The sequence below is a fragment of the Blastococcus sp. TF02-09 genome, assembly GCF_003319105.1.
Lineage (GTDB): Bacteria > Actinomycetota > Actinomycetes > Mycobacteriales > Geodermatophilaceae > Blastococcus.
The window spans coordinates 29,398-53,168 of sequence record NZ_QOHH01000012.1 but is presented as its reverse complement, the minus strand read 5'-3'; the positions used below and the strand labels follow the sequence as shown (position 1 = coordinate 53,168).

Sequence of the window (23,771 nt, the reverse complement as noted above, 5' to 3'; positions counted from 1 at the left end):
CAGCCGCTGAGGGGCCGGGTCCCCCGGCAGCGACCTCAGGGACGCCGCGTGCCGGCGTCGCGCTCGCCGGCGGGCACCCCGGTGCGGCCGTCGACCTCGCGGCGCGGCATCGGCGTGGGCGGCTGCGCGCCACTCGCGGCGGGCACCGTGGCGTCGACGGCCTGCAGGATGAGCTGGATCGTCGCCTCCGGCTGCGACACGAACGGCACGTGCGAGGCCGCGACCTCCACGACGGTGGCGTCGGCGCGCTCCGCCATGAACCGCTGGAGCGCCGGCGGGATCGCCTTGTCCTCGGTGCCCAGCAGGTACCAGCACGGGGTTCCTGCCCTCCAGGCCGGTGGGCCCGATGGCGCGGCGAACCCGGAGGCCGTCCACGGCCGCTGCGCCGCAGCCATGACGGCCGCGGTGGCGGGGTCGACGTCCGCGGCGAAGGCCTCGTGGAACGCGTCGGGATCCAGGTAGAGATCCGCGTCCTGCGTCCCGTCCGGCCTCGTGAACGGGACGGGCCTGATGGCGGGGCCCACGAGGCTGCCCTCGTGCTGCTGGAGGAGCTGCTGGATGCTCTCGCCCACGTCGGGCATCCAGCCGTTGAGGAGGACGAGCGCCCTGACCTCGGCGTTGCCGGTCGCGGCGGCCGAGATGACCGCGCCGCCGTAGGAGTGGCCGACGAGCACGATCGGTCCCGGCACGGTCCGCAGGAACTCGGCGAGGTAGCTCGCGTCGTCCGGCAGCCCGCGCAGCGGATTGCCGAACCCGACGGCGCGGAACCCCCGGTCCTGGAGGGCCCTGATCTGGCGGTCGAAGCCGGTCGCGTCGGCCCACGCGCCGTGCACGAGGACGATCGTCGGCCAGGTCTCTGCGGTCTGAGGAGTCATGTCCCGTTCCCTGCGTCGTGGCGGAGGTCCGACTCCCGCGACGCTTCTCCTCTCCGCGGCACCCCGTCCAGGGACGTTCGACCGCCCGCGGACCTGCCAGCAGGTGGCCCGGCGCAGGACGCGGCCGCCGCGTCGGCGTGGACCCCCGCACCTCACGACGTGGCAGCGACCTGCGGTCAGACGTCCAGGGTGCCCTGCTCGACGATGTCGTGCGCGATGTCCCGCAGCTTGCGGTTCGTCTGGGTGCTCACGGTGCGGATCATGTCGAAGGCGGCGCTGTAGGTGACCTTGTAGGCGGACATGACGATGCCGATGGCCGCCCCGATCTCGCGATTCGTCTGCAGCGCCGTCTCCAGGTGGTCACCGCGGTCACGGAGCACCGCGGTCACCTGCTGCTCGTGCGCGAGCGCCACCGCCACGTCGTCCACCGGGCAGTCATCGGCCGTCGTGGGTCTCGTTCCCCGCGTCGCGCGGTCGACGGCGGCGGTGACGTCCTCGACGTGGTGCAGGACGCCGACGACGGCACCCGTGCTCCGGTCGCGCAACGGCGAGTTGATCGGGCGCCAGAACTTCCGGACGAAGGTCCCCTCGTTGTCTCGCGCAGGCACGTCGTAGCGCTGGATCGGCATCCGGTCGCGCTGGCCGAACCGCAGCACCGCCTCCAGCGACCGGGTCAGGTTGGCGACCGAGCGCGCTTCCGGCGTCTCCGGGTTGTCGGGGAACGCCTCGAACATCCCATGGCCGAGCAGCGCGTCCGGGACCTGCAGGGTCGCCTCGCGGTAGGCCTCGTTGACCGCGGAGATGCACAGGTTCCGGTCCAGCACCAGGTACGGCGCCGCGGAGTCCTCGAAGACGTCCACCCAGTCGGTGAAGCGCCGGTTGACGGAAGGCATTCGACGCTCCAGATCTACCGGTCGGCCACGAGAGCTCCGGCGGTCGCCCCGTCGAGCATCGCGACACCCCTCGACGGACCACGGCGCGGCCGAGCAGCCGGCGGTATCCGCCGGCTGCGGCTCCAGAGGGGAACCATGCTGGCAGATGCGACGACAGCGGCGACATCCGGCGATGCCCCGATGCGTGTCCGGACCGACGCAGCAGGCCCGCCGCCGTGCGGACGACGCCGGTCGTCGTCCCCGACGAGCCGAACGGCGCCGCCTCCGATGGAGGCGACGCCGCTCGGGTAGGGCGAGGGGTCAGTTGCGCGGGGGGCGCGCTCCTCCGCCCGGCATGCCGCCGCCCATGCCCCCGCCGGTGAACTCGCCGGCGGTGACGGTCGCGACCTCGGTGCCGTCCACCACCACGGTGTACTCGGAGCCGCTCTCGGTCGCGGCCGAGGAGTAGACGACCGAGGCGAACGCCTTCTCCCCCGTCCAGCTGTCCAGCACCTCGCCGTCGGCGGAGACGACCTGGACCGAGGCACCGGCCGCCTGGGCGTCGAACGTCGCGGCGACCCAGCCCTGCGCGGAGTCGGTGGCCGGCGCCTGCGCCATCCCCGCGCTGCCCGTGACCAGCAGTGTTCCGCCGCTGACCGCCAGGCCGCCGTCGAGGTCGAGCGCACCGTTGCCGGCATCGGTCGGGCCGCTGACGGTCACGGTGCCGCCGGTCATCGAGCCGGCGCCCGCCGAGTCCAGCCCGTCACCGCCGGCGTCGACGACCGTCGTGCCACCGGAGATGGTCAGGCTCGACTCGCCGGACGACGTCTCGACGAAGGTGTCGGCGGCGCCGGGACCCTGCTGCCCGGAGCCGTCGTCGCCCCCGGAGACGTTGACGCCGTCGTCGGTCGCCGTGAGGTCGAGGTCTCCGCCGGCGAGGGTGATGGCGGCGCTCTCCAGCGCCTCGTAGGACCGGCTCACCGTCAGCGTGCCGCCGGCGACGGTGACGTCGCCGTCGGCGTGCACGCCGTCGTCGCCCGAGGCGAGGGCGAGCGTCCCGTCCTGGATGCTGACGACCCCGTCGGAGTGGACGGCGTCGTCGGCGGAGTCGACGTCGACGGTGCCGCCGCCGACCACCACGCTGACCGCGCCCTCGAGCCCCTTGGCGGAGGCGTCATCGGCGACGGTCTGCCCGCTGCCGCCCCCGGACTCCACCTGGACGGTGCCCGCGCCGACGAGGACGTCGGTCGCGGCGGAGATCCCGTCCCCGTCGGCGGTGACCGCCACCGACCCTCCGGCGACGTACACGTAGCCGGCAGCGGCGTCCTCGGTGTCGTCGGACTTCAGGCCGTCGCCGCCGGCGGTCACGGTGACGTCGGCGTCCTGCACGATCAGGTAGTCCTTGCCCCGGATGCCGTCGTCGACCGCGTCGACGGTGACCGTCCCGGACGCGACGACGACGCCGTCCTGCCCGCCGATGCCGTCGTTGGCGTTGCCGGTGACCGCCAGCGACCCGGTGCCGGCGATCACGAGGTCCGCGGTGCTGTACAGGGCGGCGTTCGGCTCCGCGCCCTCCCCGGCGTAGTCCGCCCCGTCGGACAGGGAGTTCGTGGAACCGTCGGCCAGCACGACCACCGCGGCGCCGGCATCCGTGAACGCCAGGGCCGAGGTCGTCGAGGACGTGATGTCGGCGTCGTCCAGGACGATCCGCACGACGCCGTCGTCCGGGCTGTCGACGACGACCTGGCCGGCCAGGCTGCCGGTGAGCCGGTAGGTGCCCGCCGCGCTGATGGTGACGGTGCCGTCGGAGACGGTCACCGCCTCGGAGTCGGACTCGGCCGTGTCGCCGGTCAGCGTCACGTCCACGACGTCGGACTCCTCGTACGAGGGGTCGATGTCCTCGGGTGCCACGTTGGCGGCGAGAGCCGCGTCCAGGGCGATCCCCGCGGCGGCCGCCACCTCCTCGGTCGACGCGGTGGTCGTCGTGCCGTCGGCGGCCGTCGTCGTCGCGGCCTCGGCCGTGCAGCCCGCGAGGACGGCGGCGAGCAGGACGCCGGACAGGGCGGCACGGGTCTTCTTGATGCGGGTCATGACTGGTTCCGATCGTCGGTGGAGCAGGAGGTCAGGGAGGTGAAGTGGCGGCGCAGGACCGGGCACCACCGGTTGTCGGGGAGATCGCCGCGCAGCGCGGCCAGGCCGGTGCCGTACTTGGAGATCCGGCTCGGCCGGTAGCCCGCGCGCCACAGGAGCCGGTCGGCGGGTGAGGGGGCGGAGCCGGCCTTGGTCTCGACGAACGCGATCCCGGGGAGCCCGGCGGTCGCGCCGCCGGGGAGCGACCAGGTGAGGTCGGTGTCGACCGTCAGCCGGGCGTCCGCGGCGCCCAGGTGCAGGGTCGTGCGCCGGTAGGCGGTGCGCAGCGTGGGCCGCAGGTCGCGGCTGCGCACCGCCCCCAGCCCGGCCCGCTCGAGGACGTCGTCCACGAAGGCGGCGGCGACGGCGTCGTTCCCCTCGGCCGGGATGCGCTCCTTCACCGTCGCGCCGCGCATCCCGCGCGTCTTCACCTCGAGGAACGCCGCGCCGGTGTCCAGGTAGGTGCGGAACCGGACCTTGAACCGCCGCCGTCGACCCCGGGCGGCGAGGTGGTAGCCGGTCAGCTCCGGGGTGTCGAGGTAGAGGGACTCGTAACCGAAGGTGCGTCGTGCGCCGATCTCCAGCACCCGTACCTCCTCGCTCCGCGCCAGCTCGGCCAGCACCTGCTCGGCCGCGGGGACGGGGAGCACGTACTTCCGGTCGACCCGGGTGAGCAGCGCGGCCCGCGCGACCAGCTCCTCGAGCGAGACCGGCGCGAGGCCGGCCACCGGGGCGAGCGCCGGGACGTCGATGGCCGTCACGCCCGCACCGGAGCCGGCGCCGACAGCCCGTCGAAGGCATCGCGGGGACCCTCCGCGTCGGGCGAGGTCGTGCGGGGCCGCCGGTCGAATTCGAAGCGCACGTCGACCCAGGTGGTGTCGTTCACCAGGTCGACCCGCTGCACCGTCACCTGGTGCACCCGGGCGCCGAGCAGGCCCTCCAGGTGCGCGGTCAGCCGCTGCTCGTCGGTGAAGGCCGAGTCCAGCACCATCACCTGCTGGCGGTAGCGGCGCAGCAGCCGCGGATGCCCGGAGGCGTAGAGGACCGCGACGATCACGGCCATCAGCGCCAGCGTCACCGGGACGTCCCCGGCGCCGAGACCGCCCAGCAACCCCAGCGCGAGCGCGGAGAAGTAGTAGGCCACCTCGTGCTGGTCGAGCTCGGTGGAGCGGAGCCGGATGATCGACAGGACGCCGAAGAGGCCCAGCCCCAGGCCCGCCCCGACGGCGCTGTCGGCGAGGGCGACCGAGACGGCCAGCACCCCGACGTTCACCCCGAGGTAGGCGACGACGAGGTCGCGGCGGCGGTGGCGCGGGAAGTACACGCCGAAGGTGAGCAGGCCGATGGCGAGCAGGTCGGCGGCGTAGAGGACGAGAGAAGAAGGCATCTGGCTTTCCGAGGATCGACGACGGAGTGACGTTGCGGGACACGTTGCCGTCCGGACATGCCTCGTCACTGGGCGTTGCCTCCGAGCTCCCTGTGAGACCCGGTCCCCCGTCAGCCGACGGCGTGCTCCTCGGCATCCGGGCCGCACACGGACGTCGTCGACCCGTCCGCCCACACGACGAACCCGGTACGCCCCGGCCGGCCGGCCAGCCAGTCCGCGGCCTCGCACCCCTGCGCGTAGGCGGCCGTCGCGTCGATGTCGGCGTCGGTCAGCGAGTCGGCGACGACGGTCACCGAGGCGACACCCTCGGGAGGACGACCGGTGCGCGCGTCGACGAGGTGCGCACCGCGATGGGCCGTTCCGGACGTCGCGACGGCGCCCGTGCCGAGCGGCACCACGGCGATCACCCGGCGCGGGTCGTGCGGGTCCTCGATGCCGATCCGCCACGGCGGGGTGTCGGGACCCAGCGTGCGGCACAGCAGATCACCGCCCGCGGAGAGGCAGAAGTCGGTGCCGTCCAGCGCGCGCAGCGGTTCGGCCGCCCGCTCGGCGGCCCAGCCCTTGACCACCCCGCTGGGATCGAGCACCACCCGCCCGTCCGGGCCGGGGCGGTACACGCTGAACGCACCGCCGGAGTCCCGCTCTGCGGCGGCTCCGAGGGCGAGGACCTCCTGCACCTCGGGTGGGCAGTCGGCGAGGGTGATCTCCCCGCGGTCCAGCCGGCGCACCACGGAGTCGGGACGGTAGGTGCTGAACACGTCGTCGACGGCACGCAGCACGGCCATGGTCTCGGCCCAGGCGGCGCGACCGACGTCGTCCGTGGCGTGCCGGCCCCGCAGCGCGAGGCTGATCGGCATGCCCATGACGTGCTCGACCATGAGGACGGTCGGGACGGTGCTCACAGCCCCGCCTCGTCGAGCGCGGCCTGCAGCGACTCGAGGTAGCCCTCGCTGGTCACGGTCGCGCCGCTGACCATGTCGATGTCGGCGCTCTGCGCGTCGAGCGTCTCCTGGACCAGCACCGGGATGGCCCGCGCGTTGATCTGCCGGTCCTTCCCGTTCCCGGTCGGGTACTCGACCACCGTGACGTCGGTGATGGTGCCGTCCTCGACCGTCAGCTGGACCTGCACCGGGCCCCAGCGGGTGTCGGCCGCCGGCCCGGTGACGGTGCTCGCCGCCGACGACGAAGACCCCGAGCTGTCGCCCGTGCCGGAGGTGGCTGCGGTGTCCGAGGACGGCTGGGCCAGCACGCTCGTCGGCGTGCCCGACGCCGACGTCGAGGTGTGGTAGCCGAACAGCAGCGTCACGACGGTCAGGGTGCTCATGAACCAGAGCACGATGCGCTTCACGCGATCACCATCCGAAGCTCTCGACGTGGACGCGGTCGGCGGGGACGCCGGCCGCGGAGGTGGTGCGGCGGACCTCGTCGGCCCACGCCTCGGGGCCGCACACGTAGACGTCCCGGTCGGCGAGGTCGGGGACCCACGCCGTCAGCAGCGTGCGGTCGTCGGCGTCCCCGACGCCGGCGCCGAGCCAGGAGTCCGGTGCGCGCCGCGGCCCGGGCAGCCAGAGCACCTGCAGACCGCGCTGCCGGGCGAGCGCGGTGAGCTCGTCGGCGAACAGCGGCCGGTCGCGGAACCGGTAGAGCAGGACGGCGTCCCCCGGCGCGTAGGGCAGCTCCTCGGCGAGGGCCCGGAGCGGGGTCACCCCGACACCGGCCGCGAGGAACGCCACCTTCGGCCGGGAGCGCGCCCGGGCGGACAGCCGGCCGTACGGGCCCTCGGCCAGCACCCGGGTGCCGGGACGCACGGCGCCCAGCGCGCGGCTGCCGTCGCCGAGGTCCTTGACGGTGATCCGCAGGCTCCGGCCGTCCGGCGCGGCCGACAGCGAGTACGGATGTCCACGCGTCCAGCCCGGCCCCGCCAGGAACCGCCAGGTGAAGAACTGCCCGGCCGACGCGCTCAGCCGGTCCAGCCGCCGGCCGGTCAGGTGCACCGACACCACCCCGTCGTCCTCGGGGACGACGGCGGCGACACGCAGCCGGTGCCGGGCGTTGCGCCACACCGGCAGCCCGAGCCGCCAGACCAGGACCGCACCGGCCGACGCCGCCCAGAGCCCCCACCAGAAGACGGTCGCCGCGCGGGAGTCGAGGAACTCCTGCCCGGTCCAGAGCTGGTGCGGCAGGGCGAGGCCCACGCCCAGGTAGGCGTAGAGGTGCAGCAGGTGCCACGACTCGTAGCGCAGCCGCCGCCGGGCCGCCCGGACGCTGGTGACGACGACCATGACGAGGCAGGCGGTCCCGGCGACCGCGAGCAGCATCCCGGGGTAGTCGACGGTGAGCTCCCACAGCGTGGCCGGCGTCCGGCTCAGGGCGCCGTCCGCGTAGCCCCACGTGATCAGCACGAGGTGGGCCAGCAGCAGGTCGAACGAGACCAGGCCGACGATCCGGTGGTGGCGGGCCAGGCGGTCCTGCCCGTACGCGCGCTCGAGCACGGGCAGCCGGGCCATCAACAGCACCTGCACGAGCAGCAGGAGGGACGCGAGCAGGCCGGTGAGGCGGCCGGCCGAGGTGAGCCCGCCGGCCGTCCCGGAGAGATCCTGCACCCCTCCCCCGGCGGCCCACCAGTAGCTGACCAGCAGCAGCGCGCACCACAGGAGCACGACCGCGCCGGTGCGGACGACGGCGTCGGTGCGCGCGGCCTGCCCGTCTACACGTCCCGGGACGCGCCCCGCCGGCCGCGGCCAGGACAGGACGGCGCTCACGTCCGGCTCCCGCCGATGGGTGCGGGCGTGCGGTCGTCGCCGGGGATGCGCTGCTCGTCGTCCACGGTGCCTCCGCGGTCGGTGGGGTTCGACGAGGAGGACTGTGGCGGCTCCGGCTGGGTCGCAGCAGCAGATCGGCTGTACGTCCGCTGTGCACGGGCCGCCGGCCCCTCCGCGCCGGCCACGACATCGCCCGCTCACGGCCCCTGGGCTGACCGGCGTGGTTCGTGCCGATGCTTGGCTCGCGAGCTGCCGGCGGGCATGATCCCGGTCAAGCGACCTGACGATCATGACCCTGGCGACAAGGCGTTGCACAACAGAGTTTACGTCGTACACACTCTCCCGGGGTCCCCGCGCCGTCCAACCGCCGGCGGAGCAGTTCCCCAGCATGCCGAGCCAGAGGACACCGTGGACGACTCCGTCAACCCGACACTCTTCGACAAGGACGACACCGAGCGTCTGCGCGCCGAGCTGGCCATGGAAGCGGCCGGGATCGGCACCTTCGACTGGGACCTGACCACCGGTCAACTGGACTGGGACGACCGGCTGATCGCCATCTTCGGCTACGACCCCGACACGTTCGACCGCAGCATCGACGGGTTCAACGCGCGGCTGCACCCCGACGATCTCGACCGGGTGACGGCCGCCCTGCAGACCGCCATCGACAGCTGCGGGGACTTCGAGGCGGTGTACCGGGTGTGCCTGCCCGACGGGGACACCCGGTGGGTCTCGGCCCGCGGCCGCACGCTGTGCGACCCCGACGGCACCGCCGTCCGGCTGCTCGGCGCCGCCTCCGACGTGACCAGCCAGCACGAGGCCGACCAGAGCGTCACCCGGGTGCTGGAGGCCATGCCCGCCGCCTTCTTCTCCCTGGACCGCGACTGGCGGTTCAGCTACGTCAACGCCCAGGCCGAACGGCTGCTGCAGACCGACCGGGGACAGCTGGTCGAACAGGTGATCTGGGAGGCCTTCCCGGACGCGGTGGGCAGCCCGTTCGAGGCGCACTACCGGCACGCCATGACATCGGGAGAGAACGTCAGCTTCGAGGCGTACTACCCGCCCCCGCTGGACGCCCACTACGAGGTGCTCGCCTGGCCCAGCCCCGACGGCCTGGCGGTCTACTTCCTCAACAGCACCGAACGGCGCCGTCAGCACGAGCGCCTGCAGCTGCTGGCCGCGGTCACCCACCAGCTCGCCGGCACGATGCAGGCCGAGCAGGCCGTCGCCCGGCTGGCGCAGCTCGTGGTCCCGGCACTCGGCGACTGGTGCATCGTCACGCTCGTCGAGGAGGGCGCGCCGCACGGGACGACCCGCCGCGGCGCGCGGGACGTCGGCTGGTGGCACCGCGACCCGGAGGCACGGCCCCTGCTCGACAGCTACGCCGCCGCCCGGATGTCCGCGCTGCGGGACGACTCCTTCCTGCTGCGCTCCCTGGCCACCGGCCAGCGCATCGTCCGCGAGTCCGGCGCCACCGACGCCGTCCGGGGCGTGCTGTACCCCGGCGAGGCGCACGAGCTGATCGGCCGGCTGGGTCCGGAGTCCTTCCTCATCCTCCCGCTGCGCGGCCGCGACCGCACCGTCGGGCTGCTCACCCTGTCCAACGGCCCCGACCGGGCGCCGATGAGCCCCGAGGACCTGATCACCGCCGGGGAGGTCGCCGCCCGCGCCGGGCTCGCCCTGGACAACGCCCGGCTCTACCGCCAGCAGCGGTTGCTCGCCGAGGAGCTCCAGCGCAGCCTGCTCACGGAGCCGCCCGAGCCCGACCACGCCGAGATCGTCGTCCGCTACCTGCCCGCCGTCGAGGCGGCCGCGGTCGGCGGGGACTGGTACGACGCGTTCATGCAGGCCGACGGCGCGACCACGCTGGTGATCGGTGACGTCGCCGGCCACGACATCACCGCTGCGGCGACGATGGGCCAGCTGCGCGGGCTGCTGCGCGGGATCGCCACCAACGACAACAGCGGTCCGGCCGACGTCCTCTCCCGCCTCGACGGCTCGATGGCCCTGCTCGACATGCGAGGACTGGTCACCGCCACGGTCGCCCGCTTCGAGCAGACCATGGACGAGCGGCTGCGCGGTGTGACCCGGATGCGCTGGTCGAACGCCGGCCACCCGCCGCCGCTGGTCGTGCACCCGGACGGCACGGTGGCCGAGCTGACGCGCCGGCCTTCCGAGATGATGCTCGGCATCGACCCGGGCACCGCCCGGACCGAGTCGGTGGTCACCCTGGACCGGGGCGCCACCGTGCTGCTGTACACCGACGGGCTGATCGAACGCCGCGACAGGGACCTCGACGCCGGCCTGGCCGCGCTCACGGAGGCGCTGACCGACCTCGCCGACCTACCTCTCCAGGAACTGTGCGACCGGCTGCTCGAGCGGCTCGTGCACGGCCGCCCGGACGACGACGTCGCCCTGGTCGCGGCCCGCCTGCACCGCCAGGACCGACCTCGCCCCGCGGAGGCCGGGCCGAGGAAGCTTCCCGACCCGATCCCGGAGGAGCCGTCGATCCCGTGACCAGAGGAGCACTGACGGCAGGGCGCTCCGTCGCGCCCTGCGCAGACCGGCCCCAGGTGCCGGCATGAACCGGCGTCGCCTGGCCCAGGTGCACCGCAGCATCGGTCGGGCAGAGCACGGCGTCGAGGAGCGCATGCTGGCCCAGGCCCCCCGACTCCCCGACTCCGAGGAGGTGCGCGACCGGGCGCGGGCGATCTCCGCCAACGCCGAGCGGCACCTGGCTGCCGCCGCTCGACTCGACGGGACGAGCGACCCGGACGAGGCGACGGATCACGACGCCTGGCACACTGATCGACCGGGTGGCCGGCCGTCCTCCTGACGTGGCTGCCGAGCGGCCGGTTCCTCTCCACGCTGCGTCATCGTCAGGACACCTGACTGTCAGGTGACGCCGTCCGCCCGCGGGCCGAGCCCGGTGTCCGCGGTGTTCGCGCAGCCAGGAGGCGACCTGTCGCAACGGCGGGATGTCATGTAGCTTGACGCACCGACGCCCATAGATTGTGGACAATCTTTTCTCGTGGGGGCCCGGTGCGCGAGAAGGCCTACAGACTCGTCGATGCAGCCGACCATCCGTTGTCGACGTACGACGCCGTCGACGACGAGGACGCCACCGCGCAAGGTCGTGTCGTGGCCCGGCAGTTGTGGGCGACCTCGAGGGTCTTCGCCGTGCAACGCCGGCACGCGGACGGGTGGACCGACGTGGCCGCCTGGGTCTCCGCCCTCGGTGCCCGATCGTGACCGACCAGGAGTGCAGCGATCCGCGCGACGGCCTACCCACCTGCTGCCGGCTCGGATGGCGGGTCTACCCGGAGGACTGCCCCGAGCACGGCCCCCAGGTACCGGCCGACCTGATCGAGCAGCAGGACAGGTAGCACCAGGTTCCTGAGAGCATGCGGCGGGCAGCTGCCCTCAGGACTGCTCGTAGGGACTCAGCCGCAGCGTTCCGAGCGCCTTCCGCAACGCATCCATGTGCCGGGTGGGCAACGTCGTCTCCAGCTGCCGCAGGACGGTGTACGAGTCGGCCACCAGCTCGTGCCCGTACGGCGTGAGGTGCACCAGCCGACCACCTCGTCGACGCGGGTCGTCGGCCAGTTCGAGGAACCCCAGGGACACGAGTCCCCGGACCATCTCGTGGGTCGCCTGCCGGCTGGTGCCGAGGCGTCGAGCAAGCTCTGCCACGGTGATGCCGCCGGGGAGGAGCTGAGCGAAGAGCAGCGTCTGGGCCGCGCTCAGCCGTGGCCATCCCCGCTGCGCGAGGAGCTCCCGGGACTGGGCATCGAACCAACGACTCGCCAGGAGCATCAGGCGCGCCAGCGGCGCCTCGGCGTCGAAGGGTCCCCCGGACATGCAGGTGAGCGTAGGCACCGTCCCCCCGGGCCGCTGCCGGGCTCCCCGGTCGTGTGACGTCGAGGCGGCGGCGGTGCTGACCCGCGAGGGGCCGGACCGCCGGACACGAAAAATTCTCGGTCCGTCGTGTCGATCGGGATCGACCACGTTCGACGTATGGGTGAGCGGCCCGGCACCCAGCCGGCCACCCAGCTTCGGAGGCCACACCATGCCCGCCACGCAGACCACTTCGCCCGGGACCACCCCTGCGCTGATCCCGGCGACGCCGCGCCGCGCCGCACGGCTCGTTCCGGCCGGCCTGGCCGCCGCCGCCGTGGCCAGCGCGGCCACCACGACCATCGCCGCCGTCGGCTCCGCCGGCGGGATCAGCCTCGGCGTGAGCGGGGCACCGATCCCGGTGCTCGGATTCGCAGTCCTCACCGCGCTGTGCTCGGTCATCGGACTCGCGCTGGCCCTGGTCCTCGCCCGGCTGGTCCGTCACCCGCGCAGGTCGTTCGTGCACGTGACCGTGGTGCTCACGACGCTGTCGCTGATCCCGGACGTGGCCGCCGACGCAGCACCGTCGACCAAGCTGCTGCTGATGCTGACCCACCTGGTGGCCGCGGCGATCGTCGTTCCCGCCCTGGCCCGACGCCTTCCCGCCGGACAGCAGCACTAGGGCACGACGTGGAAGAGCTGCATGGCACCCAACCGGCCGAGGACGCGCAGCACGGGCTGGCTGGGGCTGCGCAGGATCGGCGTGGTGCCGGCGACCCAGGTCGCGTAGGCGCACCGGAGCAGGAAGCCGGCTCCCGCGACCGCCAGGAAGGTGACGCCGCTCGCCTCGATCACGCCCACCGGAGGGCTCGCTCTCCCGTGAGAGGAGGCCTCGTACGTCGAGACGGTCGCCTGGTCGACCTCACCGGTCAGATACAGGACCTGTTCGCCGCTCGACTCCTCGATCGAGATCCGACCCGCGGTCCATGCCGCACGAGGAGCAACAGCCATGCCGACCACCATCCCGACGATGAGTGGCTACGTCGGCTCGCTGTTGAGCCGATGTCAGGCTACCTGACATATGCGGCACCGTCCTGCGCGGCGGAACCGACCCCTCACTCGCCGGCCGCGGTGACCAGGGCCAGCAGTCCCGCGTAGAGGACCAGCCCGACGACGAACCAGGCGAAACTGGAACGCCGACCCGAGGGGATCTCCTCCTTGAACACGTTGAGCAGGACCGATCCGGCCAGGAGCGCGGTCAGCAGCGCCACCGCCAGGACGCTGGAGGGCGCGAACAGCGCCGACACGACCCAGCCCCCGATCAGTGCCGCGGCCAGAGCGAGCCGGCCACCGGTCGAGAACTGCCGCGGGTACCGCTCCTCCAGCCCTCGGTCGGTGAGCACGAAGTGCAGCCCCATGGCGACGGTGAACAGCACCGCGAAGGCGACGCCGGTGCGCAGCCGCAGCGCCATCGTGTAGGTGATCAGCGCGTTGTAGACCATGAACGACGCCAGGTGGAGGCGGTAGACCCCTGCGGGCGCTCCCGCCGGCCGGTCCGGGTCGGCGCGCACCGGAGCGGAGCCACCGGCGCGGTCCGCGAGCCGTTCCAGCCCGTAGAAGACGGTGAAACCGGTGAGCGCGACGAGGAAGATGCCGAGGTCGCTGAGCGGGGTCGGGCGGAACACCTGCCCGAGCGCCTCCCCCACGGCCTCGTTGCCCTCGGCGACCTCCGGCAGCAGGTGCAGGAAGACGTAGGCGACCGCGAGGCCCCCGGCGAACGAACCGGTCGCGGCTTCCGGGACGCCGGGCAGGCGCCGGATCCGGGGGGCGGCCAGGTGCAACGCACTGAGCACGACGGCGATCAGCAGCGCTCCGGCAACGCTCTGCCCTGTCGTCAGCTCGCTGCCCACAGCGCCTCCTCAGAAGTGAGCGGCGCCCCTGGTGCGCCGAGGAGGCATGTGCGCGTCCCGGATCCCCCGGTAGACACCTATGGCATACACCAAACGTCCGTGGGTGTCGCCGGCGCGTCCTCAGTCGGCCGCGGCCGGCCCTGCCTCGTCGCGGCGGGCCGCTGTGGGATCACCTGCGGCACCGATGGCCCGGAGCAGTTTGAGTGCCGCCTCGGTCTCGGCGCCGTCCAGCACGTCGAGGCTGCGGCGGAGGTCGTCCATCCGGAGCTGGTCGTAGCGCTCGAGCGTCGCCCGACCCCTCGGCGTAAGAGTGATGACCACCTCGCGAGCCGTGCGCGGCGACCGTCGGCGCTCGACGAGCTCCGCCGCGACGAGCCGGTCGACGAGCCGGCTCGTCGTCGACACGGTGACGCCCACCCCCTGCGCCAACCCGGCGAGGTTGCACTCCCCCGTCTCCGACAGGACGGTCAGGGCCCGGAGCTGGACCACCGACACGGTGCCGATCTCGTCGGCCGCGTGGAGGGAGACGCGCATGATCGCCCGCACGGCACCGAGCAGTGCGACCTCCACGGCCGTCTGCCGCATCCACTGCTCCTGCCTCCGGTCGACCGCCCGGCGGTCGACGCCTCCCGGCGCCGTGCTCGTGTGCCGATGGTCCAGCGACCCTATCCGGCCGGTTCGGCCAGTTCGCGGGCTCCAGAGGGCGTCCGTGCAGGCGACGCGCCGTCCTCCCCGGTTACGGTCGCGTCGTGCCCCCGGCCGCATCTGCGCCGACGAACGAGCCGCCGCGCAGGCGCAGGGGTTCGTGGCGGTGCTGGACCTCCGGTCCCAGGACGAACTGCTCGCCCACCCGCACCCTCTCGCCGAGCATCCCGGCTACCGGTCATTGCCGCTGATCGACCCGGCCGGCGAGGCACGGGTGGATCTCAGCCGGTACCGGACCCTCGGCGAGCTCTACAGCATCTGCCTGCAGCGCAATGCCACGCACATCGCCGCCATCTTCCGCGCCCTGGCCGAGGCGCCCCAGGACTCCGGACCTCTCCTGGTGTCGTGCCACGCCGGGCGCGACCGCACCGGCATGGTCATCGCCCTGCTGCTGGACCTCGCCGGCGTCGACCACGCGGTCATCGCCGCCGACTACGCCTTGCTGCCGGAACCGCCGACCACTCCCGCGGCGGAGCCGTCTCCGCAACGCGGCCCCGCGGTCTCGACGAGGACGCCGTCGAGGCGCTCCGACGTCGACTGGAGCCCTGACGACCGGGCGGAGCGACCCTCGCGGGGTGCGGGACGCCGTGCACGCCCCGGTGCGAGACGCTACGTTGCGCGCAACACACCCTGCACCGCCGGGAGCGTTCCGCATGCGGATCTACCGACTTGTCGATGCCGGCGACACGGCACTGTCGACGTTCGAGGCCCTCGACGACGAGGACGCGGCTGCCCTGGGCCGCGCGGCCGTCGAACGATCCGCCGTCCCCTCCGCTGTGTACGCCGTCCAGCACCTGACCCACCTCGGATGGACCGACGTCGTCGCCTGGGTCCCCCCGTCCCCCGCGCGGTCATCCCGTCCGCTGAGCTCGCCGCACGCCCGAGTCCACCTGCCGCGCGCCAGCCTGCCGCCGACCCGTCGGAACGTCCGGATCGACACCCGACTGTTGCCATAATGCAATGAAAGATTCCGCATGGCAGCACCGTGTCCGGAACATGCCCGTAGGGACGCTTCGCACCCGGTGCGCCCGCTCGACCGTCGGTGGACGGGCGCGCCCGAGACCCGTTCCAGGAGCAGCCATGACCCTCCGTTCCCCGTCCCGCCCCCTCTCCCGCTGGGCGGTCGCCACACTCGCCGGTGCCGCACTCGCCCTCACCGCGTGCGGCCAGGACGCGGACGACGTGTCCGACGACGGCGCCGCCGAGGTCGCGGGCGGCGCCGTCGGGCCCGACGTCCCGCTCGACGAGGACGTCGACCTGCAGCAGGTCCAGCTCGAGTTCCCGCTGGACGGTCGCTACGACGAGGGCGAGGACGCCCGGATGTTCTTCGCGGTCACCAACACCGGCAGTGCACCGGTCACGCTGACCGACATCAGCGGCCCGGACTTCGCGGGCGTGCTGGTGGAGAAGGACGGCGGAGCAGGTCTGCCGCTGCAGGTCGACGGCAACGACACCCTCTACGTCGGCGCCGAGGGTCCGCCGAACGTCACCCTGCGCGACCTCGGCCGCTCCCTGCGGTCGTCGCAGTCGATCCCCGTCACCTTCACCTTCGCCGACGCCGGAGCCGTCACCGTCGACGTCCCCGTCTCCGCGGAGGGCCAGTCCCCGGGCGCGCCGTTCGACTTCCCCGACGACGACCCCGACCAGGACCCCACCGAGGACGGCGCGTCGACCGGTGGCACGGGAACCGAGAGCTGACCTCGTCAGCGGCGACCGCACGGGCCCGCCGGCCGCACCTGTCAGACGCGGACGGCCGCGCATTCGACCGCACTCGGGTCAAGGCCGTTTCGCGACGGGCACAACAATTTCGCAATGGGCGCATCGGGCGATTTCGTCGCGCTCGCCCCTCTCATTCCTGACAGGCTCCGGAGCGCTGGGCCCACGGATGCGGAGGAATGACGATGCAATTCGACGACACCACGATGACCGACGACGCCCCTCGATCGCGCGAGCTCGGGCGCGTCCCCAGCCTGCAGGACGCGGTCGTCGACCGGCTGCTGCGGGAGCGGATCATCTTCCTGGGCAGCCAGGTCGACGACGATGTCGCCAACCAGCTGTGTGCGCAGATGCTGCTGCTCTCGGCCGACGACAGCCGCCGCGACATCCAGCTGTACATCAATTCACCCGGCGGCTCGGTGAGTGCCGGGATGGCCATCTACGACACGATGCAATTCATCGACTGCGACGTCGCCACCTACGCCGTCGGAATGGCTGCCTCGATGGGGCAGTTCCTGCTCACGTCAGGCACCGCGGGCAAGCGGTTCTCGCTACCGCACACGCGGATCATGATGCATCAGCCGTCGGCCGGCGTCGGCGGCACCCAGTCGGACATCACCATCCAGGCCGACATGCTCCGGGAGCTGAAGCGCGACCTGAACACGTTGCAGTCACGTCACTCCGGACAGCCGGCCGAGCGGATCGAGCAGGATTCCGACCGCGACCGCTGGTTCACGCCCGACGAGGCACACGCGTACGGCCTGGTCGACCACGTCGTCGCCACGGCCGCGGGGCTGCCGGTCGGGGGTGACCCGGCGACCGCGGACTGACCTCGCCCGCCGTTCACTCGGCGGCGGCGCGCTCCTCGCGCAGGGCCTGGAAGACCCGCTTGCGCAGCTGGTCGCCGTCACGCTCCGAGACGTCGAGGAACCTCATCGACAGCAGCCACCGGGCCCCCTGCGTCTGCTGGCGCACGACCTGCCCGCGCAGGTGCACCGTCTCGGCGCCCAGGGTGAGGCTGACGTCGAGGCGCGTGTCGGGCTCGGGCGGGAGGCCCCACCCGTCGACCATGCACCGCGCCCCGGCCTCGCTCAGGTCGACCGTCTCGCCGACGAGCTGGCCGTCGGCCCACGGGATGTAGGCCGGCAGGGCGACGCGCGCCCGCACGGCCCTGCGCCGCTGGCTGCGCTCCGCCGGCCCGGTCGGCAGGAGGTGCCAGCGCACCTCCTCACCGGTCTCGACGTCGACGATCTTGGCCGGGAGCGTGCGCTCCTCCTCCGCCCCGACCCAGTACAGCTCCACCGGGTCGCCGTCCTTGACCGAGCTCTTCCACGCGGCCCCGTCGCCCTCGGGACGGACCACGATGGTGGACTCGGTGGAGACGTCGACGGCAGCCGTGACCGTGATCCCGCGCGTCACCAGGGTGACGTCGGCCCGGGAGCTCTCGTGCGGCCTGCTTGCGTCGGTCATGGACTGCCCCTCACGGATGGATCTGCGGCGACACCATCAGGCGCACCGATCGATGCATCGGCAGCCGGCCGCGAACCTTGAGCGGAACGCCCGGGCCTGTTCGCGGGGTCAGAGGCGCGCGGCGATGGCCTCCGCGACGGCGCGCAGGGAGGCGGCGGACTCGGCGAGCCGGTCGGCGAGGACGAGATCGAGGTCGGCGTCGTGCAGGTCCTCCACCGTCCACAGCGGCAGGAGGTCGCAGTCGGTGTCGGTCGGGCGGGCGGGCGACGTGGCGAGAGGGTGCATCGGAGGGCTCTTCCAGTAGGACGGCGTGCCGGTCGATCCGGCAGACAGACCGTCCGTCGCGGACCTCGCGTCCCGCCCCAGGGATGCGCAGGAAATCCGCAAGACCGCTCGGAGGGCCGATCCGTCCCCCGTCGGGGTGAGGCCTCCCCCCGCAGTCGCCTGTCCCGCTGCATCCCGGGCAACGCTGGTCGAGAGACAGGACGTCCGACCCGGGCGGCCCACCAGCGGAGGAGGCGGAGATGAGGCGTGTGCTCGTGGCCTGCGGCGTCGTCCTCGTCGTCCTGCTCATGCTCGCTCGCGAGTACGAGGCCGCCGGGTGGACCGACGTCGGCGTCCTGGAGCTGGCGTCGGCGCTGGTGAACTCGCTGCTGGTCGTGGCCGTAGCCGCCGGCGTGCTGCTGGCCGGCCGCCTGGGCCTGGAGAGCTGGGCCCGGTCGATGGAGCGGTGGCGCCGTCGGCAGGCGCTCGCCGCGGGTGAGGACTGGGCGGACGCCGAGGTCGTCGAGGTCACGTCCTGGCGCACCGGACCTCCCGCGCCGCAGCCCGCGCTCGAGGCCGCCCCGCAGCCGGCCGGGCCGCCCGCCGGGTTCAGCTACGTGGGCCCGTCCTACGCCCCGGACCCCCGACCCGCCCCGCCGTTCCCCGAGCGCCCAGGCCGCCGGTTCTGACCTGCGCGGTCCCCCGCACGGGCCATCGCTGGTCTCGGCGGCGGTGGAGCGGCTAGGCTTTCGGCGTCGGGAAGGCCCTGCGCTATGGCAGGACCCCGATGCACCACCTCAGCTAGGAGCGAGCAATGCCCGAAGGAACTGTCAAGTGGTTCAACGCCGAGAAGGGGTTCGGCTTCGCCACCCCCGACGGCGGCGGACCTGATGTGTTCGTCCACTACTCCGCCATCCAGACCAGCGGGTACCGCTCGCTCGACGAAGGCCAGCGGATCGCGTTCGACATCGAGCAGGGCCAGAAGGGCCCGCAGGCTGCGAACGTCACCCCGCTCTGATCATCTGATCAGTACGCGCAGCGCCCTCGCCCGGTACCCCGGGCGGGGGCGCTGTCGTTGGTCGGGAGGGTTCAGCGGGCCCGTGGCACGTACCCGCCGATGAGGGCGGACATGAGCAGCGCCCCGTCGTGGGCGCCCACGGCGGCAGCCGCCTCGGAGAACGCCCGCCAGCGCGCCCGCTCGACCTCGGTCGGCGCCCGCTCGGCCCGGGCGGCCAGCTGCTCCAGCAGCCGGTCCCACTCCCCCTGCGGCGTGGGCCACAGCCCGGCCAGCCGCCGCGCCTCTGCCGAGATCGCGGTGATGCGCACGATGTCGCCGGCGTGGTTGGTCAGCGGCTCGATGTAGCCCGCCGACGCCAGGGCCTTGGCGGCCACGACGACGTCGGCCTTCGGCAGCCCGCTGGCCGGGACCACGGCGCCGAGCAGGTAGGGCGATCCCCCGTGCTCGGGGGCGTCCACGAGCCGGGCGATGGCCCGCAGCACGGGTAGGTCGCGGGTGAACCAGGTGTCGGGCAGCGGGGACGTCACCGCACCAGTCTCCCCGCAGCGGTGACGACGGCGGGAATGGCGGTCCGGCGCCCCCGGTTCGACCGGGTATGACGACCTCCTCGCAGCAGCCCCGGGTGCAGAAGACCGATGCCGAGTGGCGCGCGCAGCTGTCGCCGGAGGAGTACGCGGTGCTCCGCCAGGCCGGCACGGAGCGGGCCTGGACCGGTGAGTACGTCGACACCACGACCGTCGGCGTCTACGAGTGCCGTGCCTGCGGCGCCGAGCTGTTCCGGTCGCAGAGCAAGTTCGACTCGCACTGCGGCTGGCCCTCGTTCTACGAGGCCTCCGCGGAGGACAACGTGATCCTCCGCGAGGACCGCAGCTACGGCATGATCCGCACCGAGGTGCTGTGCGCCAGCTGCCACAGCCACCTGGGCCACCTCTTCGACGACGCCCCGCAGACGCCGACCGGTGACCGCTACTGCATCAACAGCGTCTCCATCCGGCTGGCCCCCGCCGAGTAGCCGCACCCGATCGCGCCGAGGGCGGTCACCCGATCCCGGGTGACCGCCCTCCCCCGCTTTTCCGCGGAAAAGCAGGCCGCTTTTCCGCGGAAAAGCAGGCTGTTTTTCCGCGGAAGTGCAGGGTTACGCGAGGTCGCGGACGAGCTCGGCGATCGGCTTGCGGACGCCGGTGTAGAACGGGATCTCCTCGCGCACGTGCCGGCGGGCGCGGCTGGCCCGCAGGTCGCGCATGAGGTCGACGATGCGGTGCAGCTCGTCGGCCTCGAAGGCGAGCATCCACTCGTAGTCGCCCAGCCCGAACGAGGCCACGGTGTTGGCCCGCACGTCCGGGTAGGGCCGCGCCTGCATGCCGTGCTCCTTGAGCATGTCGCGGCGCTCCTCGTCCGGGAGCAGGTACCACTCGTAGGACCGCACGAACGGGTAGACGCACACGTAGCGGCGCGGCTCCTCGTCGGCCAGGAACGCCGGGATGTGGCTGCGGTTGAACTCCGCCGGGCGGTGCAGCGCCATCTGCGACCACACCGGCTCCAGGTGCCGGCCCAGGGCGGTGCGGCGGAACCGGGTGTAGGCCTCCTGCAGCGCGTCGGCCGTCGGGGCGTGCCACCAGACCATGACGTCGGCGTCGGCCCGCAGCCCCGCGACGTCGTAGACACCGCGGACGACGACGTCCTTGCCGGCGAGCTCCTCGATCAGCGCGGCCGCCTCGTCGGCGGCGGCGGTCCGGGCGTCGTCGGCCAGCGGCCGGGCCAGGCGGAACACCGACCACATCGTGTAGCGGATGCTCGCGTTGAGTTCGTTGGCCCGCTTGCCGATGCTGCGTTCCTCGGTCTGCTCGGTCATGCCCCCATCATCCCCCCGGACGTGCGACCGCCCGCGACCCGGTCGGGCCGCGGGCGGTGCGGGGTTCAGCGGTCCGCGGCTGCGCGGCGCCGGCCGCGCAGCACCTCGGCGTGCTGCTCGCGGCAGTCACCGCACGCGGCCAGCCACACGTGGTGGCGCAGGCAACGGGCCGCCGGACGGGGTCGTGGGGTGGTCAGGTGGATCGGGTCGTGCTGGGTGCTCACCCCGTTCTCAACACCGGCCCGCCGCCGGGGATGCCCCGCCTCCGGAGTGGCGCCCGCCACCCCGCGCTCACGTCGGCGGCGGAACGAGCCAGGCGTCGATCTCGATCCGCACCACCCGGCCGATCATGGCGCGGGGCGCCCGGATCCCGACCGCCAGCCGGTCCAGCACCGCCGCCGCGCGCACCATCGTGCCGCCGTCCGCGCCCTCCGCCACCGCGGCCACCTCGAGCGGAGTCGCCGTCCCCCGCACCGACAGCCTGCCCGCGGCCAGCCAGCTGCCGTCCCCGAGCCGGGTGAAGCGGTCGCAGGTCCACACCATCACCGGCTGCCGGTCGACCGCCAGGAACCGGGGGTGACGCAGGTCGAGGTCGCGCCGGGTGATGCCGGTGTCGAGCGTGCCGAGATCGAACTCCGCCCGCGCCCGCACCGGCACGCCGTCGGCGTCCACCTCCACCTCCCCGCAGCTCAGGGCCACCGAGCCCCGCACGGGCAGGCCGAGGTTCCGGACCGTGAAGCGCACCTGCGTGCGGCTGTCCGAGACGGCCCAGGTGGCCGTCCGCGACCGCGGGCGCGCGCCCGGGGTCACGACCGTGCCCCTGTGGCGAGGCGTGGGTGCAGCACGCGGTCGACGTCCACCCGCTCGGGATCGGCCAGCAGGGCCGGGTTCTCCCACGGGAGCAGGTCGGTGACGAACACGGCTCGCCGGACGTCGTCCAGCACGGACAGCGCGGTGACCAGCGAGACGACGACGAGGGCGTCGTCGTCCCCGCGCAGCACCCAGGTGGCGACGATCCCGCCGACCGGCCGGGTCGCGGGCCCGATGCGCTCGCGACCGGCCCGCACGGCGCGGTCGGTGCGGGCGGCGTCACCGCCGGGGAACCACAGCACCTGGGCGAACGCGGGCACCGAGCCCGCCGCCGGTCCCGGCACCCGCTCGACCACCTCGTAGCGGCCGGCCCCGGTCAGGAACCCCGGATCGGCGACGCGTGCAGCGGCGGCGTCCGCGGCGCTCCTCCACAGCACGAGCAGCGCACCGTCAGCGCCGTCCAGCCGCCCGAGCACGCAGGCCTCGTCCTGCCCGTCGCCGCCGACGCCGGCGAGGAGGCTCTGCGCCCAGGTACCGGCGTCCTCGTCCGGCCAGCGACGGAACCGGTGGATGGTGGCGTGCATGGGGTCCTCCCCTCCCGCGCGGACCGCCGACCGGTCCGGACGGGTCGACCCTCCGCCCGGGGGTGGCCGGTGGACATCCGTGGTCCCACTGAGGCTCGGCACGGAATTCCGGTACGCAGGACGGCAGGGCGGTGGGATGCTCCCCGGATGGCGGACGCCGGGGCCGCCCCGGTGCCCGACCGGGGACCCTTCGTCGGCCGGGACGTCGAGCGGGCACGCATCCGCGCAGCCCTCGAGCGTGCCCGGACCGGCTCGGGCGGCCTCGTGCTGGTGTGCGGGCCGGCGGGCATCGGGAAGACCCGCACCGTCGAGGAGTCCGTCGGGGATGCGCCGGCCGTGGTGTGGGGGCGCTGCGTCGACGACCCGGGCGCACCTCCCCTGTGGCCGTGGCGCGGCGTCCTGCGCGCTCGGCCCGAGGTGGCGGCGGCGGTCGGCGACGCGCTGGCTGCGGTCGACGGCACCCCCGGCGCGGCCGATCCGGAGGTCGCCCGGTTCCGGTTCGTGTCGGCCGCGGCCGAGGCCCTCGTGGGGTCGGCCGAGCCCGGCGGCCTGGTCGTCGTCCTCGAGGACCTGCACTGGGGCGATCCGGCCTCGCTGCGCCTCCTGCGCCACCTGGCCGGTGAGCTGCACCGGTCCCGCCTCCTCGTCCTCGGCACCTACCGCGATCCGGCCGGCCAGCACGGGGCCGCCCTCGTCGAAGCACTGCCCGACCTCCTCCGTTGGCCCGGCAGCGAGCTGGTCGAGCTCCCCGCGCTCGCGCAGGACGACGTCCGCCGCTACCTCGCCGCGGTCGCGCCGGTGCCCGCCCCTCCGGCCACCGTGCACGAGGTCCACCGGAGGAGCGGCGGGAACCCGCTCTACCCGCGGGCGCTGGCCGCGGGCGGCCCGGCCGGTGGCGGCTCGGCGACGGCGGCCCTCCGGCACGCGGTCCGGACCGCTCTCGCCGGGCTGCCACCCGATGCGGTGGAGCTGATGTCCGTGGCCGCCGTGCTGGGCGAGCAGGTGCGTCCGGGGCTGCTCGTGGCGGTGACCGGGCGGCCGGAGGACGAGGTGCACCGGTCCCTGGACGCCGCCGTGCGGGCGGGGGTGCTCACCGCCGTGCCGGACGCCCCGGGCCGCCGCCGGTTCGCCCACGCCGTCGTGCGCGACGGCGTCTACGCCGATCTCCCGCCGAGCGACCGGGAGGCGTTGCACCGCCGGGTGGCCGAGGCGTGGGAGGGCGTCGTCGGCGTGGACGACACGACCGCGGGCGTGGTCGCCGGGCACTGGTTGCGAGCCTCGGCCGATCCGGACGGGCTGTCCCGGGCGGCAGGCTGGGCACGCCGGGCGGCGGAGGCGGCGACGAGGAACGGGCCGGGCTGCTCGTGGAGGTGGCCGGCGCCGAGTTCCGTGCCGGTCGCTTCGCCGAGAGCCTGGCCCACGCCGTCGCCGCCTCCGTGGCCGCACGCGGGCTCGCGCGGCCCGACCTGCTCGCGGCCGCCGCGCTCACCGTGCACGACGTCGCCGCGCCGGAGTTCGCACCCGCCGTCCTCGCGCTGTGCGAGCGCGCGCTGGCCGAACCCGAGGTGACCGGCTCGCCGGC

30 protein-coding genes are annotated in these 23,771 nt (G+C 73.8%); 10 read left to right on the top strand and 20 right to left on the bottom strand.

The window, feature by feature from the left end:
* Positions 1 to 35: 35 nt before the first annotated feature.
* From DQ239_RS16965 to DQ239_RS16930, 8 genes are all read right to left on the bottom strand, one after another.
* Positions 36 to 875, bottom strand: a complete 840-nt coding sequence (locus DQ239_RS16965; protein ID WP_113835595.1) for an alpha/beta hydrolase — start codon at positions 873 to 875, stop codon at positions 36 to 38.
* A 176-nt stretch (positions 876 to 1,051) separates the two neighbouring features.
* The gene (locus DQ239_RS16960; protein ID WP_113835594.1) at positions 1,052 to 1,768 is read right to left on the bottom strand and encodes an ANTAR domain-containing protein; all 717 of its coding nucleotides are present in this window, start codon (positions 1,766 to 1,768) and stop codon (positions 1,052 to 1,054) included.
* Positions 1,769 to 2,068: 300 nt separating this feature from the next.
* On the bottom strand, positions 2,069 to 3,838 hold the full coding sequence (locus tag DQ239_RS16955) for a carbohydrate-binding domain-containing protein (RefSeq protein ID WP_113835593.1): 1,770 nt from the start codon (positions 3,836 to 3,838) through the stop codon (positions 2,069 to 2,071).
* Positions 3,835 to 4,638, bottom strand: a complete 804-nt coding sequence (locus DQ239_RS16950; protein WP_113835592.1) for a polyphosphate polymerase domain-containing protein — start codon at positions 4,636 to 4,638, stop codon at positions 3,835 to 3,837. Before DQ239_RS16950 ends, DQ239_RS16955 begins: the two co-directional genes overlap by 4 nt.
* On the bottom strand, positions 4,635 to 5,264 hold the full coding sequence (locus DQ239_RS16945; protein WP_113835591.1) for a DUF4956 domain-containing protein: 630 nt from the start codon (positions 5,262 to 5,264) through the stop codon (positions 4,635 to 4,637). The genes DQ239_RS16950 and DQ239_RS16945 overlap by 4 nt, the downstream gene beginning before the upstream one ends.
* Positions 5,265 to 5,374: 110 nt before the next feature.
* Positions 5,375 to 6,166, bottom strand: coding sequence for an FAD:protein FMN transferase (locus tag DQ239_RS16940; protein ID WP_199583114.1), 792 nt, complete (start codon positions 6,164 to 6,166; stop codon positions 5,375 to 5,377).
* The gene (locus DQ239_RS16935) at positions 6,163 to 6,612 is read right to left on the bottom strand and encodes an FMN-binding protein (RefSeq protein WP_113835590.1); all 450 of its coding nucleotides are present in this window, start codon (positions 6,610 to 6,612) and stop codon (positions 6,163 to 6,165) included. The genes DQ239_RS16940 and DQ239_RS16935 overlap by 4 nt, the downstream gene beginning before the upstream one ends.
* A 4-nt stretch (positions 6,613 to 6,616) precedes the next feature.
* The gene (locus DQ239_RS16930; protein WP_199583112.1) at positions 6,617 to 8,026 is read right to left on the bottom strand and encodes a ferredoxin reductase family protein; all 1,410 of its coding nucleotides are present in this window, start codon (positions 8,024 to 8,026) and stop codon (positions 6,617 to 6,619) included.
* Positions 8,027 to 8,434: 408 nt separating this feature from the next.
* On the opposite strand from DQ239_RS16930, the gene DQ239_RS16925 reads away from it, so the two are divergent.
* The 3 genes from DQ239_RS16925 (at position 8,435) to DQ239_RS16915 (ending at position 11,275) form a co-directional block, all read left to right on the top strand.
* Positions 8,435 to 10,540, top strand: a complete 2,106-nt coding sequence (locus tag DQ239_RS16925) for a SpoIIE family protein phosphatase (protein ID WP_113835588.1) — start codon at positions 8,435 to 8,437, stop codon at positions 10,538 to 10,540.
* 64 nt (positions 10,541 to 10,604) lie between these two features.
* On the top strand, positions 10,605 to 10,859 hold the full coding sequence (locus DQ239_RS16920) for a hypothetical protein (protein WP_113835587.1): 255 nt from the start codon (positions 10,605 to 10,607) through the stop codon (positions 10,857 to 10,859).
* A 206-nt stretch (positions 10,860 to 11,065) separates the two neighbouring features.
* Positions 11,066 to 11,275: a hypothetical protein gene (locus DQ239_RS16915; RefSeq protein WP_113835586.1), complete on the top strand. Its 210-nt coding sequence runs from the start codon at positions 11,066 to 11,068 to the stop codon at positions 11,273 to 11,275.
* Between the two features lie 171 nt (positions 11,276 to 11,446).
* Here DQ239_RS16915 and DQ239_RS20160 read toward each other — a convergent pair whose 3' ends face one another.
* A complete protein-coding gene (locus DQ239_RS20160) occupies positions 11,447 to 11,884 on the bottom strand; it encodes a MarR family transcriptional regulator (RefSeq protein ID WP_199583108.1) in 438 nt (145 codons plus the stop codon).
* A 208-nt stretch (positions 11,885 to 12,092) separates the two neighbouring features.
* On the opposite strand from DQ239_RS20160, the gene DQ239_RS16905 reads away from it, so the two are divergent.
* Positions 12,093 to 12,542: a DUF6069 family protein gene (locus DQ239_RS16905; protein ID WP_199583106.1), complete on the top strand. Its 450-nt coding sequence runs from the start codon at positions 12,093 to 12,095 to the stop codon at positions 12,540 to 12,542.
* Here DQ239_RS16905 and DQ239_RS21045 read toward each other — a convergent pair.
* The 4 genes from DQ239_RS21045 to DQ239_RS21040 form a co-directional block, all read right to left on the bottom strand.
* A complete protein-coding gene (locus tag DQ239_RS21045) occupies positions 12,539 to 12,721 on the bottom strand; it encodes a hypothetical protein (RefSeq protein WP_233489418.1) in 183 nt (60 codons plus the stop codon). The genes DQ239_RS16905 and DQ239_RS21045 overlap by 4 nt on opposite strands.
* A gap of 254 nt (positions 12,722 to 12,975) precedes the next feature.
* Complete coding sequence (locus DQ239_RS20460) at positions 12,976 to 13,770, bottom strand: hypothetical protein (protein WP_158544878.1); 795 nt, start codon at positions 13,768 to 13,770, stop codon at positions 12,976 to 12,978.
* Positions 13,771 to 13,890: 120 nt separating this feature from the next.
* Positions 13,891 to 14,355, bottom strand: coding sequence for a MarR family transcriptional regulator (locus DQ239_RS16890; RefSeq protein ID WP_158544877.1), 465 nt, complete (start codon positions 14,353 to 14,355; stop codon positions 13,891 to 13,893).
* A gap of 298 nt (positions 14,356 to 14,653) precedes the next feature.
* A complete protein-coding gene (locus tag DQ239_RS21040) occupies positions 14,654 to 14,890 on the bottom strand; it encodes a hypothetical protein (protein WP_233489417.1) in 237 nt (78 codons plus the stop codon).
* A gap of 665 nt (positions 14,891 to 15,555) precedes the next feature.
* On the opposite strand from DQ239_RS21040, the gene DQ239_RS16880 reads away from it, so the two are divergent.
* Complete coding sequence (locus tag DQ239_RS16880; RefSeq protein WP_113835582.1) at positions 15,556 to 16,173, top strand: hypothetical protein; 618 nt, start codon at positions 15,556 to 15,558, stop codon at positions 16,171 to 16,173.
* A gap of 224 nt (positions 16,174 to 16,397) precedes the next feature.
* Positions 16,398 to 17,021, top strand: a complete 624-nt coding sequence (locus DQ239_RS16875; RefSeq protein ID WP_113835663.1) for an ATP-dependent Clp protease proteolytic subunit — start codon at positions 16,398 to 16,400, stop codon at positions 17,019 to 17,021.
* 13 nt (positions 17,022 to 17,034) lie between these two features.
* Here the strand turns inward: DQ239_RS16875 and DQ239_RS16870 are convergent, their stop codons facing one another.
* Positions 17,035 to 17,661, bottom strand: coding sequence for a PilZ domain-containing protein (locus DQ239_RS16870; protein WP_113835581.1), 627 nt, complete (start codon positions 17,659 to 17,661; stop codon positions 17,035 to 17,037).
* Between the two features lie 108 nt (positions 17,662 to 17,769).
* Positions 17,770 to 17,946 carry a hypothetical protein gene (locus DQ239_RS20455; protein WP_158544874.1) on the bottom strand — a complete coding sequence of 59 codons (177 nt, stop codon included), beginning with the start codon at positions 17,944 to 17,946 and terminating at the stop codon, positions 17,770 to 17,772.
* A gap of 239 nt (positions 17,947 to 18,185) precedes the next feature.
* Between DQ239_RS20455 and DQ239_RS16865 the strand changes: the two genes are divergently transcribed.
* A complete protein-coding gene (locus DQ239_RS16865; RefSeq protein ID WP_147252151.1) occupies positions 18,186 to 18,614 on the top strand; it encodes a hypothetical protein in 429 nt (142 codons plus the stop codon).
* A gap of 125 nt (positions 18,615 to 18,739) precedes the next feature.
* Positions 18,740 to 18,943, top strand: a complete 204-nt coding sequence (locus DQ239_RS16860; RefSeq protein WP_040339721.1) for a cold-shock protein — start codon at positions 18,740 to 18,742, stop codon at positions 18,941 to 18,943.
* Positions 18,944 to 19,014: 71 nt separating this feature from the next.
* Here the strand turns inward: DQ239_RS16860 and DQ239_RS16855 are convergent, their stop codons facing one another.
* The gene (locus DQ239_RS16855) at positions 19,015 to 19,470 is read right to left on the bottom strand and encodes a hypothetical protein (protein ID WP_113835579.1); all 456 of its coding nucleotides are present in this window, start codon (positions 19,468 to 19,470) and stop codon (positions 19,015 to 19,017) included.
* Positions 19,471 to 19,538: 68 nt separating this feature from the next.
* Here DQ239_RS16855 and msrB point away from each other — a divergent pair, with 68 nt between their 5' ends.
* On the top strand, positions 19,539 to 19,955 hold the full coding sequence (msrB, locus tag DQ239_RS16850; protein ID WP_113835578.1) for a peptide-methionine (R)-S-oxide reductase MsrB: 417 nt from the start codon (positions 19,539 to 19,541) through the stop codon (positions 19,953 to 19,955).
* A 123-nt stretch (positions 19,956 to 20,078) separates the two neighbouring features.
* On the opposite strand, the gene hemQ is transcribed toward msrB, so the two are convergent.
* The 4 genes from hemQ to DQ239_RS20445 all read right to left on the bottom strand — a co-directional run bounded on the left by hemQ (position 20,079) and on the right by DQ239_RS20445 (position 22,189).
* On the bottom strand, positions 20,079 to 20,795 hold the full coding sequence (hemQ, locus tag DQ239_RS16845) for a hydrogen peroxide-dependent heme synthase (protein ID WP_113835577.1): 717 nt from the start codon (positions 20,793 to 20,795) through the stop codon (positions 20,079 to 20,081).
* 65 nt (positions 20,796 to 20,860) lie between these two features.
* Positions 20,861 to 21,019: a hypothetical protein gene (locus DQ239_RS20450; protein WP_158544872.1), complete on the bottom strand. Its 159-nt coding sequence runs from the start codon at positions 21,017 to 21,019 to the stop codon at positions 20,861 to 20,863.
* 67 nt (positions 21,020 to 21,086) lie between these two features.
* The gene (locus tag DQ239_RS16840; protein WP_158544870.1) at positions 21,087 to 21,605 is read right to left on the bottom strand and encodes a YceI family protein; all 519 of its coding nucleotides are present in this window, start codon (positions 21,603 to 21,605) and stop codon (positions 21,087 to 21,089) included.
* Positions 21,602 to 22,189 carry a hypothetical protein gene (locus DQ239_RS20445; protein ID WP_158544869.1) on the bottom strand — a complete coding sequence of 196 codons (588 nt, stop codon included), beginning with the start codon at positions 22,187 to 22,189 and terminating at the stop codon, positions 21,602 to 21,604. The genes DQ239_RS16840 and DQ239_RS20445 overlap by 4 nt, the downstream gene beginning before the upstream one ends.
* A 147-nt stretch (positions 22,190 to 22,336) precedes the next feature.
* Between DQ239_RS20445 and DQ239_RS21035 the strand changes: the two genes are divergently transcribed.
* Positions 22,337 to 23,758, top strand: coding sequence for an AAA family ATPase (locus DQ239_RS21035; RefSeq protein WP_233489415.1), 1,422 nt, complete (start codon positions 22,337 to 22,339; stop codon positions 23,756 to 23,758).
* The last annotated feature ends 13 nt before the right edge of the window (positions 23,759 to 23,771 follow it).